This is a genomic window from Xylanivirga thermophila (genome assembly GCF_004138105.1).
Classification (GTDB): domain Bacteria; phylum Bacillota; class Clostridia; order Caldicoprobacterales; family Xylanivirgaceae; genus Xylanivirga; species Xylanivirga thermophila.
Genome location: NZ_RXHQ01000004.1, coordinates 137,457 through 152,288, shown reverse-complemented (window position 1 = coordinate 152,288; position 14,832 = coordinate 137,457). Strand labels below are relative to the sequence as shown.

Genomic DNA, 14,832 nt, shown 5'->3' with positions numbered 1-14,832 from the left:
GAGCGTAGCGAAGTACATTTTAGGCTTGACAACTTTGGTAAATGGTAAAATTTAAGATGTTTTTCTTGATTATTATAGCGATTGACTTTCTGGAAGAAAAAGGTGCCAACGAAAACTTGACACACACTGAGTTAAAAGATATCTTGACAAAGATTGAAATATGGGTTATGATAAGAATGTTGTGTAAGCGATGGGGCATTAACTCAGTTGGTAGAGTGTCATCTTGACGTGGTGAAAGTCACAGGTTCGAGTCCTGTATGCCCCACCATGAAGAATATTGCCGCGGGGTGGAGCAGTCTGGTAGCTCGTCGGGCTCATAACCCGAAGGTCGGAGGTTCAAATCCTTCCCCCGCAACCAAACTTTTAAAGAAACCTCTAAATCATAATTGATTTGGGGGTTTTTTTATGTGCGCCCAGCATGGACACAATCTAATGGGTTGAAGTCCCAAGTCTGCCCTAGTAGTGGGAAAGACATAGCCAATGGCAAGGGTGTCGCGAGTGATTGCGAATCTGAAGGAAGCCGGATGGCAAATCTCTGGTCTGACGAACAGAAATCACATCAGGCATTAGTTAAGGATAAGGTTGCATAACAAACTGAAGTCCAATAACTACTCGGAATTAACTAATGTATATGTGGCAGATAGATGGACAGGAACAACCTTAATAATGCGTACAAAAAAGTGAAATCCAACAAAGGGGCAGGCGGTGTTGATAGGATGAATGTAGATGAACTTTTTACATTTCTTAAAGATAACCAAAAGCAACTGATTCAACAGATAAAGGATGGGAAATACCATCCAAATCCGGTAAGAAGGGTAGAGATACCCAAAGAGGAAAAAGGCAAGGTTAGAAAACTTGGAATACCAACAGTGGTTGACAGAGTAATTCAACAGGCAATCACACAGGTGTTATCACCGATATTTGAGGAACAGTTTTATGATTATAGTTTTGGCTTTCGTCCAGCTAGAGGTGCGCATGATGCACTGAGGCAATGCCAGCAGAATGTTAATGATGGTTATGTATATGTGGTAGATATGGATTTAGAGAAATTCTTTGGTACAGTGTGTCAAAGCAAACTTATTGAAGTGTTATCACATACCATCAAGGATGGCAGAGTAATATCGCTTATTCACAAATATCTTAATGCAGGAGTAATCAGTAATGGGATATTTGAAAAGACAGACGTTGGAATGCCTCAAGGCGGACCATTAAGTCCACTACAATGAGAGTACATCCTAAATCAATAGCGAAAATGAAAGCAAAGTTAAAAGAGCTCACATCGAGAAGTAACGGATGGGGCAACGAATACAGAGCATTGAAATTGACGCAATTCATAAGAGGATGGGTGAATTGTTTTGTAATGGCAGACATGAAACAACTGCTAAGGAGTACAGATGAATGGTTACGCCGTAGAATGAGGGCTATTTATTGGAAACAATGGAAGAAAATCAAGACGAGATACCAAATGATTAAGCAATTTGGCATGCCTGAATGGAAAGTACATGAACTGGCAAACTGCCGCAAAGGAATTTGGCGGTCAGCAATAATGCTGAATAGTGTACTTACAAATAAAGTAATAGTCAGCCTTGGTTATATGTCCATGGCTGACTACTACCTGAAAAGATGTGAAAACTAGAGAAGCGCCGTATACGGAACCGTATGTACGGTGCTGTGGGAGGTCGGTAGATAAAATAATTATCTACCTCCTACCCGATATGTAGGAAATTTTCCTATACAAACGATATATTAATATTGTATAATAAATACTAGATGGAAATTCTTAATGGATGGGTGGATAATGTATATGTATGAGAAAAAATTATATAAATCAAGAAAAGATAGAAAAATCTGTGGTGTTTGCGGAGGTTTTGCAGAGTTTTTTGGCATTGACAGCACCTGGATAAGAATTATTTGGATAATTTTTTCCTGTATCTATGGTGCAGGTATTTTGGCTTATTTTTTAATAGCACTTGCTATGCCAAATAAATTAGAAGAATGGTAAATATTTTTTCCATAACAATGATTATTTAAAGGAGGATGCTATATGTATACAGAACAGGATTTGATGCAGACGAAAACACAGATAAGGGATACATCAATAAAGATATTTATTATGTTAGCTGTTTTTTTAGTGTGTTCAATATTTGTTGCTAAATATGCAAAAAATGCATTAGGACTTATTATACTTTTAGTGGGAATTTGTTTATCTATTTTTTTCTGGGGTATTTATGGTACTCCAGTGGCAACATACTATAAATTTTTAAAGGAATTATTTACGGGTCGCTCCCGCCTCAAGAAAGCCCGGATTCAAAGCATATCAAATAAGCCGGTGTATAAAGACAATAAACTTTTTTACTATGAAATTATGGTTAAGGAAGATTCGGATGATGAAATTGAACAAATGTTACTCTTTGATGCTAATAAGACACTAAAAAATGTGAAGCCGAAAGAATGGTATGAATTTGAAGTGTACCAAAATTTTATAATAGATATGAAATCTATAAATGAATAAAAGACTTCTTCCAGTGCTGATTGAGTTATCACTGGAAGAAGTCTTTTTTAAACATTAAATCGAAAAACTACTACATCGCCATCTTGCATTACATATTCCTTACCTTCTGAGCGTACCAGTCCTTTTTCCTTTGCTGCATTATATGAACCTAATGATATGAGTGTATCATATGGCACTACTTCTGCCCTAATAAAACCACGTTCAAAATCGCTGTGTATTTTGCCGGCAGCCTGGGGAGCTTTGGTGCCCTCTTTTATGGTCCAAGCCCTTACTTCTGTAGGTCCAGCAGTTAAGAAACTTATGAGCCCAAGGAGGCTATAACATGCAGATATTAGTCTGTCAAGCCCAGAACTTTCAATCCCCATCTCTTCTAAAAACATCTGTTTTTCATCATCATCGAGCTGTGCGATTTCTTCTTCTATCTTTGCACATATGACCAGTACTTTAGCGTGTTCTTTTTGTGCATATTCCATAACTTTTTTAACCAATGGGAGGGAGTATACATCAGTTTCTATATCATCTTCCGATATATTTGCAGCATATATTATAGGCTTTGATGTTAGCATAAAAAGTTGTCTTACGAAATCCTGCTGCTCTTCTGAAAATGTTAGATTTCGAACTGGGATTCCTTTTTCTAGATTTTCTTTAATATACTCCATTACCTGCAATTCTTCGATATACTTTTTATCGCCACTTTTTGCAGATCGTTGTACCCTAGATATTTGTTTGTCAAGACTTTCCAAATCTGCAAAGACTAGCTCCAAATTTATAGTTTCTATATCTCGAATAGGATCTATAGATCCGTCTACATGGGTTACATTTTCATCCTCAAAGCAACGTACTACGTGGACTATTGCGTCCACCTCGCGGATATGGGATAAAAATTTATTGCCCAATCCTTCACCTTTACTGGCACCTTTCACCAAACCTGCTATATCTACAAATTCAATGGATGTAGGTGTAATTTTTTCTGGGTTATACATCTCTGCTAACTTGTCCAATCTCTTATCAGGTACAGGGACTACGCCTACATTAGGTTCAATGGTGCAAAAAGGGTAATTTTCAGCTTGTGCTCCCGCCTTGGTTATAGCATTAAAAAGGGTGCTTTTACCTACATTAGGTAAACCCATAATACCTAGTTTCATTTCCAATCCTCCAAACATAAGAGTTCTTTACACAATAACCAATTATATATTATTTAAATCAAATAATCAATGTTCACAAACCTTATTTCTATGGATTACGTGGGCATACCTTTTATAGGGAATATGTGCTATAATGATTTACATAATCTTTTTTAAAACGAGGGCAGGGAAAGGATGAATATATAATGTCTTTTGTTGGCAATTGGTATGGCTTTTTAGGTTACTATAATCATTCTAGAAAAAAGCTTGACAAGGCTGAAAAGTATTATAAATCTGGTATGGAAAAAGGGATGGATAAAGCTAATTATAGATTGGCTTATGGTGTGCTATTGCTTAAAAAAGGAGAATTTGCAAAGGCAAAGGATATATTTAGCGGTATACTTATAAATACTCCCAAGGAAAATACTAAGATGATGGCTAAGACTAATTTATCTTTGGCATATTGGAAACTGGGTGAAATTGATATTGCGATAGAAATGTTGGAAGAAGTCCAAAGGAAATATAACAACTCTAGGGTATATGGTACCCTTGGTTATTTGCTTATAGAAAAAGGTGACTTAGATAAGGCGTTGGAATATAATATACAAGCCCTTGATTATGATGATGAGGACCCGGTAATACTTGATAATCTTGCTCAGACCTATTATTTCATGGGCGATATTGAAAAGGCCAAAAAATATTTTAAAGAAGCGGAAGGTTTAAAAGAGGAACAGGCCGATACTTTATACTATCTAGGCTGTATATATGCCGATCAGGGTGATATTGAGCAAGCCAAAGAAAAGCTTAATAAGGCACTAGAATGTAATATAACTACTCTTAGCACTATAACCAGAGAGCAGGTGGAGGACAAACTGAAAGAACTTAGCTAAGTTTTCAGTTTGCCTTTATGGAGATAGATGTAGTTTAGGAACAGGGACATCAATCCATATTGTATTGGTAGATGTCCCCTCTAGAGCTTTATTACTGCTCATTATTTCAGGGTGTACCGGTACTATGTAATACCCATACTTTTTACTTGGCAATGTACTTTGATCTACCCATGTAATATTTTGCTGTTCCTGTCCTTTTATGGTATGGATTAATAGGGGAGAAGATGTATCACCCTGATGCTCAATACGATATATATTATATGATGCGAAGGATTGGGTTTGAGTAAAGCTAATCAATGGAAAACCTTTTTTATTTATTGTAACATTAAAATTCTGTGGTGCTTCTGGAGCAGTCCAATAGCTAGAATCCTCTTTTGGTGCTGTTTTTTGGGTGAAATATTCTGTTACTATAAATTCTTTTGGTGTAAGAGAAGTAGCAAGGGCTACCGTCTTATATTCTTCTAAAGATTTTTTATCCAAATTTACTTCTACTACTTTAGGAGGTTTTTTAAACCATATGGCTTTCGTGTCTTTAGAAATATGGTCGAATATCTCCTTTGCTATTATTGTAGGATATTTTCCTCCTACAGCATTTGAAGGAAGATAGTGGATATTGTTTGTTTGATCAAAACCCATCCATACGGTGATAACATATTGGGGAGTATAAGCGGCTATCCATGCATCTTTTGTTCCTTTTATATTGGCAAATCTTTCTGTTTTTGGAAGCTGGGAAGTGCCGGTTTTGGCAGCTATGGGTATTTTAACTGAATTCAACCTTGAAGCCGTTCCCCATTCTGTAGTAGAATGGAGAATATCATTCATTATAAATGCTGTCTCCTGTGAAATTACCTGTTGCTTCATTGGATGGTATTCATATAAAGGGACTCCATTTGAATCTTCTATACGTCTTATGGTAGTTACGTCCTTATATGTGCCACTATCGGCTAATACCATATATGCTCTTGCCAATTCCATTGGAGTTACTCCTTTTGACAAACCTCCAAGGGCTATAGATAGATTATTAAGATCTTCTTTTTCAAAGGGAATACCAAAGCGTTCAGCGATAGATATGCCATTTTGAGTACCTATATCCTTAAGCACTTTTACAGCGGGTATATTAATAGATTTTGCAACTGCATACCGTAATGTTATAGGACCTCTAAACTTCCCGTCAAAATTTGAAGGGGTATAACCATTGTAGTTTACCGGTTCGTCATTTATAAAAGTTACAGGGGTATAACCGAAATTTTCAATAGCAGGCACATAGGAAATTAATGGTTTTATCGTTGAACCAGGCTGACGTCTGGATTGTATAGTTCTGTTAAATACTTTTCTGGCATCTTCAGGATATTCCCTTCCACCCATTATGCATCGTATTTCACCTGTGGGAACATCTAAAATGACCAAGGCGCTTTCGCATATATCTCCAGATGCTGGGCTTTTGGGGAAAAGTTCTTCGTTTTTATAGAGCTCTTCTACAAAGGATTGAAGATTAGTATCAAGTGTAGTATATATCCTGTATCCCTTATGAAAAAGATCCTCTTCCTTTACATTTAATTTTTGTGCAGCTTCTCTTAATGCCATGTCTAAAAAATATCCATGGGGATAGGAAACAGGTTTTTTTTCTATGAATTCTAATTTCTCTTTTTTTGCTTTTTCTCCTTCTTTTGCGTCTATAAAGCCATTTTTGACCATTAAATCGATTATAAGATCTTTTCGTGCAAAGGACGCCTCTTTGTTTATGTTGGGAGGATATTTTGATGGATTTTTGGGTATGCCGGCAAGGAGGGCGCCTTCTGCTATACTTAATTCACTTACTGATTTGCCAAAGTAGATTCTAGCTGCTGATTCTATACCATAGGCACGATTGCCAAAATATACAATATTAAGATACATTTCTAATATTTGATCCTTTGAATATCTTTGTTCTAGCTGATGGGCAAGGAAGACCTCCTGTAGCTTTCTATCTAAGGTTTTTTTATTCGATAAATGGCTTAGTTTTACAAGTTGCTGGGTAATAGTACTCCCGCCTTGTACAGGGGCCCTAGCCTTTATATCCTGTATAAGTGCTCCAAATATACGTTTTATATCAATGCCATGATGTTGATAGAAACGCACATCTTCGACTGCAATAAAGGCGTTTTGTACATGCTTTGGAACATCTTTTAGGGATACATTTACCCTATTTTGTGTGCCATGGATGCCCGTTATAACGTCATCTTTATAATCATAGATAAATGATGTTTGCTCCATGTTTTCTACCTTTTTAGGATCGAAACTGGCCCAATCATCCATAGTTACAGCAACGTAGGCAGCTGTTATTATACATATCAATAATATGACGATAATTGGGATAAGCAGTATTTTAGTTATGATAGAAGAACGCTTTTTTGAATGCTTCCCCATAAGAAAACCCTCCTGAGTATATTAATTCTATATTGATTTATTATTGACAGCAATTTTGCTATTTAATCAATAATAATTGCAAAGATTGGTTTCTTATATCTTTTTTGTACAGTAAATATAGATGTCTGGGCATGGTACATAGTTCCATAGACTTAAGAATAAAAATATTATATAATATTCATTGTGCATATTATGTAAACTAAAACATTATGTATATATGATATGAAAGGAGGGGCTCTATGAAGCGTAAAGGTGTGATTGTAATGACAGCTACCATATTGGTAGTATGCATTAGTTATATATTATATGGTTTTTTTGTACCAACTCCATCAAAAATGTCATATAATGATTTTTTAGATGCATCTGGCAGAGGGAAAATCTCCAAAGTATATCTAAATGATGATGAGTCATTTATAACATTGGAGGATAATAACGGAAAGAAATTTATAACCGATAACCCAAGGACCGAGGCATTCAAAGAATATCTTCTAAAGCATGATATAGAGGTAAAGGAAACAAGAGGTCAGTTTCAGATAAGAAATTTTGCTATTTTAATAGGCGGAAGTATTATAGTATTTATGTTATTATCCATTATATCAAAAAACGGTTCTAAACAGTTACAGAAAAACAATAGAATATCTTCAATGCAAATAACCCCTGTTAATTCCATGCATATTAGATTTGATGATGTGGCAGGGAATGAAGAGGCCAAGGAAAGCATGAGAGATCTAGTAGACTTTATAAAAAATCCTGAAAAATATTCAAAATATGGAGCTCGACTTCCACGAGGTGTCATATTTTATGGTCCTCCTGGTACGGGTAAGACATTGATGGCCAAAGCAGTAGCAGGTGAGGCGGGGGTACCTTTTTATTCAGTTTCAGGTTCTGACTTTGTACAAGTGTATGTAGGTGTAGGAGCCAGCCGCGTAAGGGAGTTATTTAAAAAAGCTAGAGAAAAGGGTAAATGTGTAATATTTATAGATGAAATTGATGCTTTAGGAAAGAAAAGGGATGGTGGCATGGATGGTAGCGGCAATGATGAACGGGACCAGACATTAAATGCCCTTTTAGCAGAGATGTCAGGATTCAATGACAGCCAGGGTATTGTAGTTATTGCAGCAACTAACAGATTGGATATTTTAGATGAGGCACTCCTAAGACCAGGACGATTTGATAGGCATATAGAGATAGGCCTTCCAGATGTAAAGGGACGCCTTCAAATATTAAAGCTGCATAGTCAGGACAAGCCCATGGGCAAAGATGTGGATCTACATGAATTGGCTCATCAGACTGTATATTTCAGTGGTGCAAAACTGGAAAGTATGATGAATGAGGCAGCTATAATGGCAGCCAAGCGCGATAGTGGTTGTATAGAACAGGAGGATATCCAAAGGGCCTTTTATACTGTTGTGGCGGGGGCTGAGAAAAAAGATAGAAGTGCAATATCGTCTATGGATAAAAAGATTACGGCCTTCCATGAGGCTGGTCATGCACTTATAACAAAACTTATGGTTCCCAAAAATAGGGTATCTAAGGTTACTATAATACCAAGTACAAAGGGAGCAGCAGGATTTAGTATGAACATACCTCCAGATAGTATGTATTTTAACAAAACAGATATGGAAAATAATATAAGGATATGTTTGGCAGGCCGTGCTGCTGAAGAAGTGATCTTTGGCAAAGATAGGATAACAACCGGTGCCTCAAATGACCTAGAAAAGGCTACACAGGTAGTTATAAATATGGTGAGAAGATTCGGAATGAATGAAAGATGTGGTCTTTTAAATTATGATATATTATATAAAAATGGTATGGGAGCTCAAGATATGAATATGATAGCTGAATGTAAGGCGTACATGGATATTATTTACAAAGAGGTAATGGGAAAACTTATTCAAAACAAGGATGCGTTATATAATATAGCCAATGCACTTTTGAAAAAGGAAACGCTAGATGAACACGAATTAGATGAAATTATGAATATTGCATAGCCTTTTTTAAAAATGTGTAACTACTTATGTATATTCTTCATAGTATATTTATGGATTATACTTTATCAGTTACACATTTTAAGGAGGCGATTTGTGTGCAAAATGATTACTTTAATATGCTTGGTGGCCAGGAAGATATAAATTCCATATATAATATGCAGCAATGTATATATCCATATGAATATCAACAATCATTCGGTGGCATTTATTCAAATTATATGATGGATAACATGCAGTCCTATAGATATGGGGATATGATGTGCTATTACATGTATCCTGACATATACTATAAGATATATCCCTATGCTGCTCAAGTATGTGATAAAATGGATAATCTATATATGACATATCCTTCACAGCAATTGTTAGAAAATATGGTAGATGAATGCTATGATATATGTGTTAAAAATATGCCGGAGCTTGAAGAATATGCAAGTAAGACAGAAGAAGTTACTGTATCCGAGAATGATGTAGAGGAACAACAGGTGATAAGAAGACGGGCAATACTGCGTGATCTTATAGCTATCATACTTATATCTGAATTATTTAGGCGTAGAAGGCGTTTTTATCCATGGGATGCATATGGCTATAATGATTATTTAATGTATTAATGTTGGAGTTTCAGGGTATCTATGAAGTTATTTTATAGATACCCTGAAGTTGTATATGATAGTTGAATTTTATTAGCTAATAGTGTAAACTAATTATTGTTGATAACACCAATGATAGGGAGGGGCCTATGAAGTACGTCTATGCAATTTTAACAGTAATTGAGAATAATCCTATAATGCAAACCTATACTAGCAATAAACCGTTAACAGGCAGGCAAATCCTAGATGAGGTTATACTGACTCAAGATGAAAGAATAAGGTATAGGGATTGGACTGATGAAAAAAAGATACTAGAGGATATGAACAAACGACAGTCCATACGGGTGGAAATCCAGGAAGTTGAGGTATGAACGGTAAAGCTAAGCACTCTTTCAGATTATAACGAAGGAGTGCTTTACTTTTTTCTACAAAACATGTCATTATAAGCCAAGATTCGTTGAAGGAATATCCATTTGTATGAAGAATATACTAATGGAGGACATCCTATAAACAAAAGATAAAAGGAGGGTACTTCGTTGCAGATATCAAGTAAACAAAAGGGAGATACTATCATTTTAAAAATGAGTGGCGAATTAGACCATCATAGCGCCCAGAATGTTAGAACCACTTTGGATAATTTGATAGAGACTCCTTCTATAAAACATATGATTATGGATTTGAGCGGACTAAGATTTATGGATAGTTCAGGCATAGGAGTTTTTATAGGGCGATATAAGGTTTTGGCTAAAAGGGGAGGAAATATCTTAGTTTGTGGTTTAAATGCAAACATAACTAAAATATTTGAAATTTCAGGTCTATTTAAGATTACAAGGGCATATGGCTCGGTTGATGAGGCTTTACAATCATTAAAGGGGGTAGGATGAATAATGGAGATAAAAAATCAAATGCGTTTGGAATTTTTAAGCAAATCACAAAATGAAGGTTTTGCTCGTGTAGCTGTTGCCGCTTTTGCTGCTCAACTTGATCCTACACTGGAAGAAATTGCGGATATAAAGACCGCAGTATCTGAGGCAGTAACAAATGCCATAATCCATGGATATGAAAATACTATTGGTTATGTCAGCATAGAATCAAAACTTTTTGACAATGGTATCATAATAGACGTAATAGATAAGGGAAAGGGAATAGAAGATATAGAAAAGGCTAAACAGCCCCTTTATACCTCTAAACCGGAACTAGAAAGATCTGGCATGGGCTTTACCGTTATGGAAACTTTCATGGACGAGTTGGAGGTGACTTCTTCCCCCAATGAAGGTACCCATATTAAGATGGTAAAATATTTTGCCAACGATGCTGAGGAAACGGGGCGAGTATAATGGGCACTGCTTTTATAAATGATGATGATAACAGATTGCTTACACATGAAGAGACTATGAAGTTTATAGAAGAGGCACAAAAAGGGGATGAAGAAGCAAAGGAGATACTTGTAAAAAAGAATATAGCTTTGGTAAAGAGTATAGTCAAAAAATTTTTAAACAGGGGATATGAATATGATGATCTATTTCAGATAGGTGTAATAGGACTTATAAAGGCTATACAAAACTATGATGCAAAATATAATGTAAAGTTTTCTACATATGCCGTTCCCATGATAATGGGCGAGATAAAGAGGTTTCTAAGAGATGATGGCATGATAAAGGTAAGTCGTTCAGTAAAAGAGCTTGCTAATAAATCCATGAGTGCAAAAGAGCAATTAAAAAAACAGTTTTGCAGGGAACCAACTATACAAGAGATTGCAGCAACGATAGGAAGTTCTCCTGAAGATGTTGTATATGCCCTTGATGCAAACAGGCCTCCCGCCTCTATATATGATTCCATATACGAAGATGATGATAATCCCATACTTTTAATAGATAGGATCAGTCAGGATGAGGATCAGGTATCCAATATACTTGACCGGGTAACATTGAAGGAAATGCTATCAAGATTGGAAAAAAGGGAACGAACTATTATAATAATGCGATATTTTCAAGATAAGACACAGAGTGACATAGCAAAAGTTCTAGGCATATCCCAAGTACAGGTATCTAGAATTGAAAAAAAGGTTCTTCTAAAGATGAGAGAAATGCTATAAAGACATCTATATCAGATGTCTTTTTTTAATGCTGCTGTTCTTTGTATAAAAAATTCCCCTTTACACATAATAACTCTAAAAATAATCTAAAAGGGTGATAATGGTGATTGCAAGAAAGCCAAGATATATTGGAACAATAATGATTATATGTATAGTAGCAGTTATCGCATTTAGTTCCATATGGTTTTTTCACAATAAGGAGGAAAAACAAAACAAAACCTATTCTGGTGCAAAATTTGTAGAAGTGGATGATATGTATGAACGAACAAGAAATATATATTCAATTTAAGTTAAATATAAAAAAAACAATAGGAGAATCGGTAATCCTTAACGATATTGCTAATATAAGCTGTCCCTTGGAGATTAAGGATATGGTAGAAAATATATTAATACTGCCAGAGGTAGCTATGCAAGACTATGTCCTTTCATCTATTGAAATAATAGATATAGTGAAGAGACAGGTGCCTCAGGCTACTATAAATATAATAGGGCAAAGTGATGTTTTGATTGAAGTAGAAAAGGCCTCTAACAATAATACCAAACCAATAGTTACATGGCTAAAAGTAGCTTTGACTACAATATTATTATTTGTAGGAGCTGGGCTTGCAATAATGTATTTCCATGCCGATGTAAATATGGATATTGTACATCAAACCATATATAGGCTCGTTACAGGAAAGCAAACTAAGCGCCCTCTAATTATAAGTATTCCATACTCAATAGGATTAGGAATAGGTATAGCAGTGTTTTTTGATGTGTTTTCAATACATCAAAAGAAACAAAAGCCTGGACCATTGGAGCTTGAGCTTTATAAATATGACCAAGATGTATCATCTTATAAAACCGACAAGGGATCGGAAGGAAATACATGATGAAATATTTGTTTTGCATAATAACAGGCTTTGCAGGAGGATTGGTAGTGGGAACAGGAGTTGTTGCCTTTTTTACTATACTTGGTATAGTTACAAGATCTATAGAGATAAGCAATTCTTCAAAGTGTGTGAAATGGTATGAGTTTACCATATTGTTGGGTGCAATAATATCTGCACTATTCTATTTTTTTGACATAGAGCTAAATTGGACTAAATATGTATTCCCACCTGTTATAGGATTATTCATGGGAATATTTGTAGGCATGGTTGCATCAGCCCTTGCTGAAATGCTTGATGTAATGCCTGTCATGGCCGATAGGATGGGCATGAGAAAGTTTCTGTATATAGGAATATTTGCAATAATTTTTGGAAAAACATTGGGATCAATAATATACTGGACTGTTTCTGGTTTATATTAGCAGTTTAAAATTGAATAAAATCATATGTGTATAAAATACTAACTATAGAGATTATTTTATGTTAGGAGCGATTGATATGGATATAAAGCAGCAGAAGATAAATCAGGAATATCAAAATTATGTAAAGTCTACCATGCCTAAGAGCAATATATTAAAAAATTGTATAATGGCATTCCTTATAGGAGGTCTTATATGTACTATAGGCCAGTTAATAACCAATATAGGAATCAATTATTATGGGTTAAATAAGCAGGATGCAGGGACTTTTACATCTATAATCCTGATATTTTTAAGTGCCCTCTTAACTGGACTTGGAATATATGATGATATAGCCAAAGTGGCAGGTGCAGGTACAATAGTACCTATAACAGGATTTGCAAATTCAATTGTATCGCCTGCCATGGAGTTTAAAAGGGAAGGTTATGTATTTGGAGTAGGGGCAAAGATGTTTTCAATAGCAGGCCCTGTACTAGTATATGGAATAGGGACATCAACTATAGTGGGACTTTTGTATTATCTATTCGGGAGGTGATTATAAATGGCATTGCATAGACTGGGTGGACAAACAGTAAAGCTTGATAATAAGCCTTGCATAATAGGCAGAGCGTCTGTAGTAGGACAAAAAGAATCTCAAGGTCCATTAGGTGAGTATTTTGACAAGATTATGCCGGATAATCTATGGGGAGAAAAAAGCTGGGAAAAAACTGAATGTCGGATGGTACTTGAGGCGGCTCAAATAGCCCTTATGAAATCAAATAAAGAGGCAACCGATATAAATTATATGTTTGCAGGAGATTTATTAAATCAGATAATGACTGCTAATTTTACAGCAAGGACATTGGGAGTACCATTTTTCGGTCTGTTTGGAGCATGTTCTACCTTGACAGAGTCCATGTCTTTAGGCTCTATAATAGTGGATGGGGGTTATGCAGATACGGTATTATGTACCACATCCAGCCATTTTTGTACTGCTGAAAGGCAATTTCGCTTTCCACTGGAGATGGGAAATCAAAAGCCACCTACAGGGCAATGGACAGTAACGGGGGCAGGTGCCATAATATTATCAAGCGAGGGAGAAGGCCCTTGTATTACTCATGTTACTACTGGTAAGGTAGTGGATTATGGAATAAAGGATGTTAATAACATGGGTGCTGCTATGGCACCTGCAGCGGCCAGTACATTTAAGGCCCATTTTGAGGATACGGATCAAGGACCACAGCATTATGATTTGATAGTAACAGGTGACTTGGGGTGGTATGGGAGACAGTTAACCATAGAACTGCTTAGAAAAGAAGGCTATGATATAGAAGACAGGTATATAGATTGCGGGTGTGAAATATATAATCAGGAGCAGGATATAGGTGCAGGCGGGAGTGGATGTGGATGTTCGGCTGTTGTGCTAGCAGGATATTTATTAAAGAAGATGGACGAAGGAATATACAATAGAATTCTTATAGCTTCTACCGGAGCTCTTCTTAGTACTACCAGTAACCAGCAGGGCGAATCCATACCTGGAATTGCCCATGCTATAGTGATAGAAAGAAGGGGGGAATAGCCCGTTGGAATATGTAAAGGCATTTGTAGTAGGAGGTATAATATGTGTTATAGGGCAAATACTTATAGATAAAACCAATATAACCCCTGCAAGAATATTGGTAACCTTTGTAACAGCAGGGGTTATATTGACAGCTATTGGCATATATGATCCTATAGTAAAATTTGCCGGAGCCGGTGCTACCGTGCCATTGCCTGGATTTGGATATGCATTGGCCAATGGTGTTATTAAAGAGATAAAAGAATCGGGCGCATTAGGCATTTTTACTGGCGGAGTAAAAGCTGGTGCCGGGGGTATAACAGCAGCTATAATATTTGGATATATAATAGCGCTTATTTTCGATCCCAAAACTAAGAGATAGTGAGACCTATGCAACAA

The 14,832-nt window shown here is 36.1% G+C and carries 17 protein-coding genes, 2 tRNA genes and 1 pseudogene; 18 read left to right on the top strand and 2 right to left on the bottom strand.

The window, feature by feature from the left end; translation table 11 throughout:
* The first annotated feature begins 192 nt into the window (after positions 1-192).
* The 5 genes and pseudogenes from EJN67_RS03985 (at position 193) to EJN67_RS03960 (ending at position 2,512) form a co-directional block, all read left to right on the top strand.
* Positions 193-268, top strand: a tRNA-Val gene (locus EJN67_RS03985).
* Between the two features lie 13 nt (positions 269-281).
* Positions 282-358: transfer RNA gene (locus tag EJN67_RS03980), tRNA-Met, on the top strand.
* Positions 359-650: 292 nt separating this feature from the next.
* Positions 651-1,636: pseudogene (locus tag EJN67_RS14520) on the top strand (reverse transcriptase domain-containing protein); the annotation flags it as partial.
* A 168-nt stretch (positions 1,637-1,804) separates the two neighbouring features.
* Positions 1,805-2,002, top strand: coding sequence for a PspC domain-containing protein (locus EJN67_RS03965; RefSeq protein ID WP_129722715.1), 198 nt, complete (start codon positions 1,805-1,807; stop codon positions 2,000-2,002).
* A gap of 42 nt (positions 2,003-2,044) precedes the next feature.
* The gene (locus tag EJN67_RS03960) at positions 2,045-2,512 is read left to right on the top strand and encodes a hypothetical protein (protein ID WP_129722712.1); all 468 of its coding nucleotides are present in this window, start codon (positions 2,045-2,047) and stop codon (positions 2,510-2,512) included.
* A 47-nt stretch (positions 2,513-2,559) separates the two neighbouring features.
* On the opposite strand, the gene ychF is transcribed toward EJN67_RS03960, so the two are convergent.
* Positions 2,560-3,657: a redox-regulated ATPase YchF gene (gene ychF / locus EJN67_RS03955; protein ID WP_129722710.1), complete on the bottom strand. Its 1,098-nt coding sequence runs from the start codon at positions 3,655-3,657 to the stop codon at positions 2,560-2,562.
* A gap of 185 nt (positions 3,658-3,842) precedes the next feature.
* On the opposite strand from ychF, the gene EJN67_RS03950 reads away from it, so the two are divergent.
* Positions 3,843-4,526, top strand: a complete 684-nt coding sequence (locus tag EJN67_RS03950) for a tetratricopeptide repeat protein (RefSeq protein ID WP_129722706.1) — start codon at positions 3,843-3,845, stop codon at positions 4,524-4,526.
* A gap of 15 nt (positions 4,527-4,541) precedes the next feature.
* On the opposite strand, the gene EJN67_RS03945 is transcribed toward EJN67_RS03950, so the two are convergent.
* Positions 4,542-6,932: a transglycosylase domain-containing protein gene (locus EJN67_RS03945; RefSeq protein ID WP_129722703.1), complete on the bottom strand. Its 2,391-nt coding sequence runs from the start codon at positions 6,930-6,932 to the stop codon at positions 4,542-4,544.
* Positions 6,933-7,171: 239 nt separating this feature from the next.
* Here EJN67_RS03945 and EJN67_RS03940 point away from each other — a divergent pair, with 239 nt between their 5' ends.
* From EJN67_RS03940 to spoVAE, 12 genes are all read left to right on the top strand, one after another.
* Positions 7,172-8,923, top strand: coding sequence for an ATP-dependent metallopeptidase FtsH/Yme1/Tma family protein (locus EJN67_RS03940; RefSeq protein ID WP_129722700.1), 1,752 nt, complete (start codon positions 7,172-7,174; stop codon positions 8,921-8,923).
* A gap of 95 nt (positions 8,924-9,018) precedes the next feature.
* On the top strand, positions 9,019-9,534 hold the full coding sequence (locus tag EJN67_RS03935; RefSeq protein WP_129722697.1) for a hypothetical protein: 516 nt from the start codon (positions 9,019-9,021) through the stop codon (positions 9,532-9,534).
* Positions 9,535-9,662: 128 nt separating this feature from the next.
* A complete protein-coding gene (locus EJN67_RS03930) occupies positions 9,663-9,884 on the top strand; it encodes a hypothetical protein (RefSeq protein ID WP_129722694.1) in 222 nt (73 codons plus the stop codon).
* A gap of 165 nt (positions 9,885-10,049) precedes the next feature.
* Entirely contained in the window at positions 10,050-10,397 is a 348-nt protein-coding gene (gene spoIIAA / locus EJN67_RS03925; RefSeq protein ID WP_129722691.1) for an anti-sigma F factor antagonist, read from the top strand.
* Positions 10,398-10,400: 3 nt separating this feature from the next.
* A complete protein-coding gene (spoIIAB, locus tag EJN67_RS03920; RefSeq protein WP_129722688.1) occupies positions 10,401-10,850 on the top strand; it encodes an anti-sigma F factor in 450 nt (149 codons plus the stop codon).
* On the top strand, positions 10,850-11,608 hold the full coding sequence (gene sigF / locus EJN67_RS03915; RefSeq protein ID WP_129722685.1) for an RNA polymerase sporulation sigma factor SigF: 759 nt from the start codon (positions 10,850-10,852) through the stop codon (positions 11,606-11,608). The genes spoIIAB and sigF overlap by 1 nt, the downstream gene beginning before the upstream one ends.
* 103 nt (positions 11,609-11,711) lie before the next feature.
* Positions 11,712-11,897 carry a hypothetical protein gene (locus EJN67_RS13985; protein ID WP_165000718.1) on the top strand — a complete coding sequence of 62 codons (186 nt, stop codon included), beginning with the start codon at positions 11,712-11,714 and terminating at the stop codon, positions 11,895-11,897.
* The gene (locus EJN67_RS03910; protein WP_165000717.1) at positions 11,866-12,480 is read left to right on the top strand and encodes a stage V sporulation protein AA; all 615 of its coding nucleotides are present in this window, start codon (positions 11,866-11,868) and stop codon (positions 12,478-12,480) included. Before EJN67_RS13985 ends, EJN67_RS03910 begins: the two co-directional genes overlap by 32 nt.
* The gene (locus EJN67_RS03905) at positions 12,477-12,899 is read left to right on the top strand and encodes a stage V sporulation protein AB (protein ID WP_129722679.1); all 423 of its coding nucleotides are present in this window, start codon (positions 12,477-12,479) and stop codon (positions 12,897-12,899) included. Before EJN67_RS03910 ends, EJN67_RS03905 begins: the two co-directional genes overlap by 4 nt.
* Positions 12,900-12,975: 76 nt before the next feature.
* Positions 12,976-13,431 (top strand): stage V sporulation protein AC, encoded by a 456-nt coding sequence (gene spoVAC, locus EJN67_RS03900; RefSeq protein WP_129722749.1) that lies wholly within the window; start codon positions 12,976-12,978, stop codon positions 13,429-13,431.
* 6 nt (positions 13,432-13,437) lie between these two features.
* The gene (gene spoVAD, locus EJN67_RS03895) at positions 13,438-14,454 is read left to right on the top strand and encodes a stage V sporulation protein AD (protein ID WP_129722677.1); all 1,017 of its coding nucleotides are present in this window, start codon (positions 13,438-13,440) and stop codon (positions 14,452-14,454) included.
* A gap of 4 nt (positions 14,455-14,458) precedes the next feature.
* On the top strand, positions 14,459-14,815 hold the full coding sequence (spoVAE, locus tag EJN67_RS03890) for a stage V sporulation protein AE (RefSeq protein WP_129722674.1): 357 nt from the start codon (positions 14,459-14,461) through the stop codon (positions 14,813-14,815).
* Positions 14,816-14,832: the final 17 nt, after the last annotated feature.

Coding starts and splice junctions, on each gene's coding strand:
- EJN67_RS03965 (WP_129722715.1), top strand. CDS start 1,805: ATGTATGAGAAAAAATTATATAAATCAAGAAAAGATAGAAAAATCTGT.
- EJN67_RS03960 (WP_129722712.1), top strand. CDS start 2,045: ATGTATACAGAACAGGATTTGATGCAGACGAAAACACAGATAAGGGAT.
- ychF (WP_129722710.1), bottom strand. CDS start 3,657: ATGAAACTAGGTATTATGGGTTTACCTAATGTAGGTAAAAGCACCCTT.
- EJN67_RS03950 (WP_129722706.1), top strand. CDS start 3,843: ATGTCTTTTGTTGGCAATTGGTATGGCTTTTTAGGTTACTATAATCAT.
- EJN67_RS03945 (WP_129722703.1), bottom strand. CDS start 6,932: ATGGGGAAGCATTCAAAAAAGCGTTCTTCTATCATAACTAAAATACTG.
- EJN67_RS03940 (WP_129722700.1), top strand. CDS start 7,172: ATGAAGCGTAAAGGTGTGATTGTAATGACAGCTACCATATTGGTAGTA.
- EJN67_RS03930 (WP_129722694.1), top strand. CDS start 9,663: ATGAAGTACGTCTATGCAATTTTAACAGTAATTGAGAATAATCCTATA.
- spoIIAB (WP_129722688.1), top strand. CDS start 10,401: ATGGAGATAAAAAATCAAATGCGTTTGGAATTTTTAAGCAAATCACAA.
- sigF (WP_129722685.1), top strand. CDS start 10,850: ATGGGCACTGCTTTTATAAATGATGATGATAACAGATTGCTTACACAT.
- EJN67_RS03910 (WP_165000717.1), top strand. CDS start 11,866: ATGAACGAACAAGAAATATATATTCAATTTAAGTTAAATATAAAAAAA.
- EJN67_RS03905 (WP_129722679.1), top strand. CDS start 12,477: ATGATGAAATATTTGTTTTGCATAATAACAGGCTTTGCAGGAGGATTG.
- spoVAC (WP_129722749.1), top strand. CDS start 12,976: ATGGATATAAAGCAGCAGAAGATAAATCAGGAATATCAAAATTATGTA.
- spoVAD (WP_129722677.1), top strand. CDS start 13,438: ATGGCATTGCATAGACTGGGTGGACAAACAGTAAAGCTTGATAATAAG.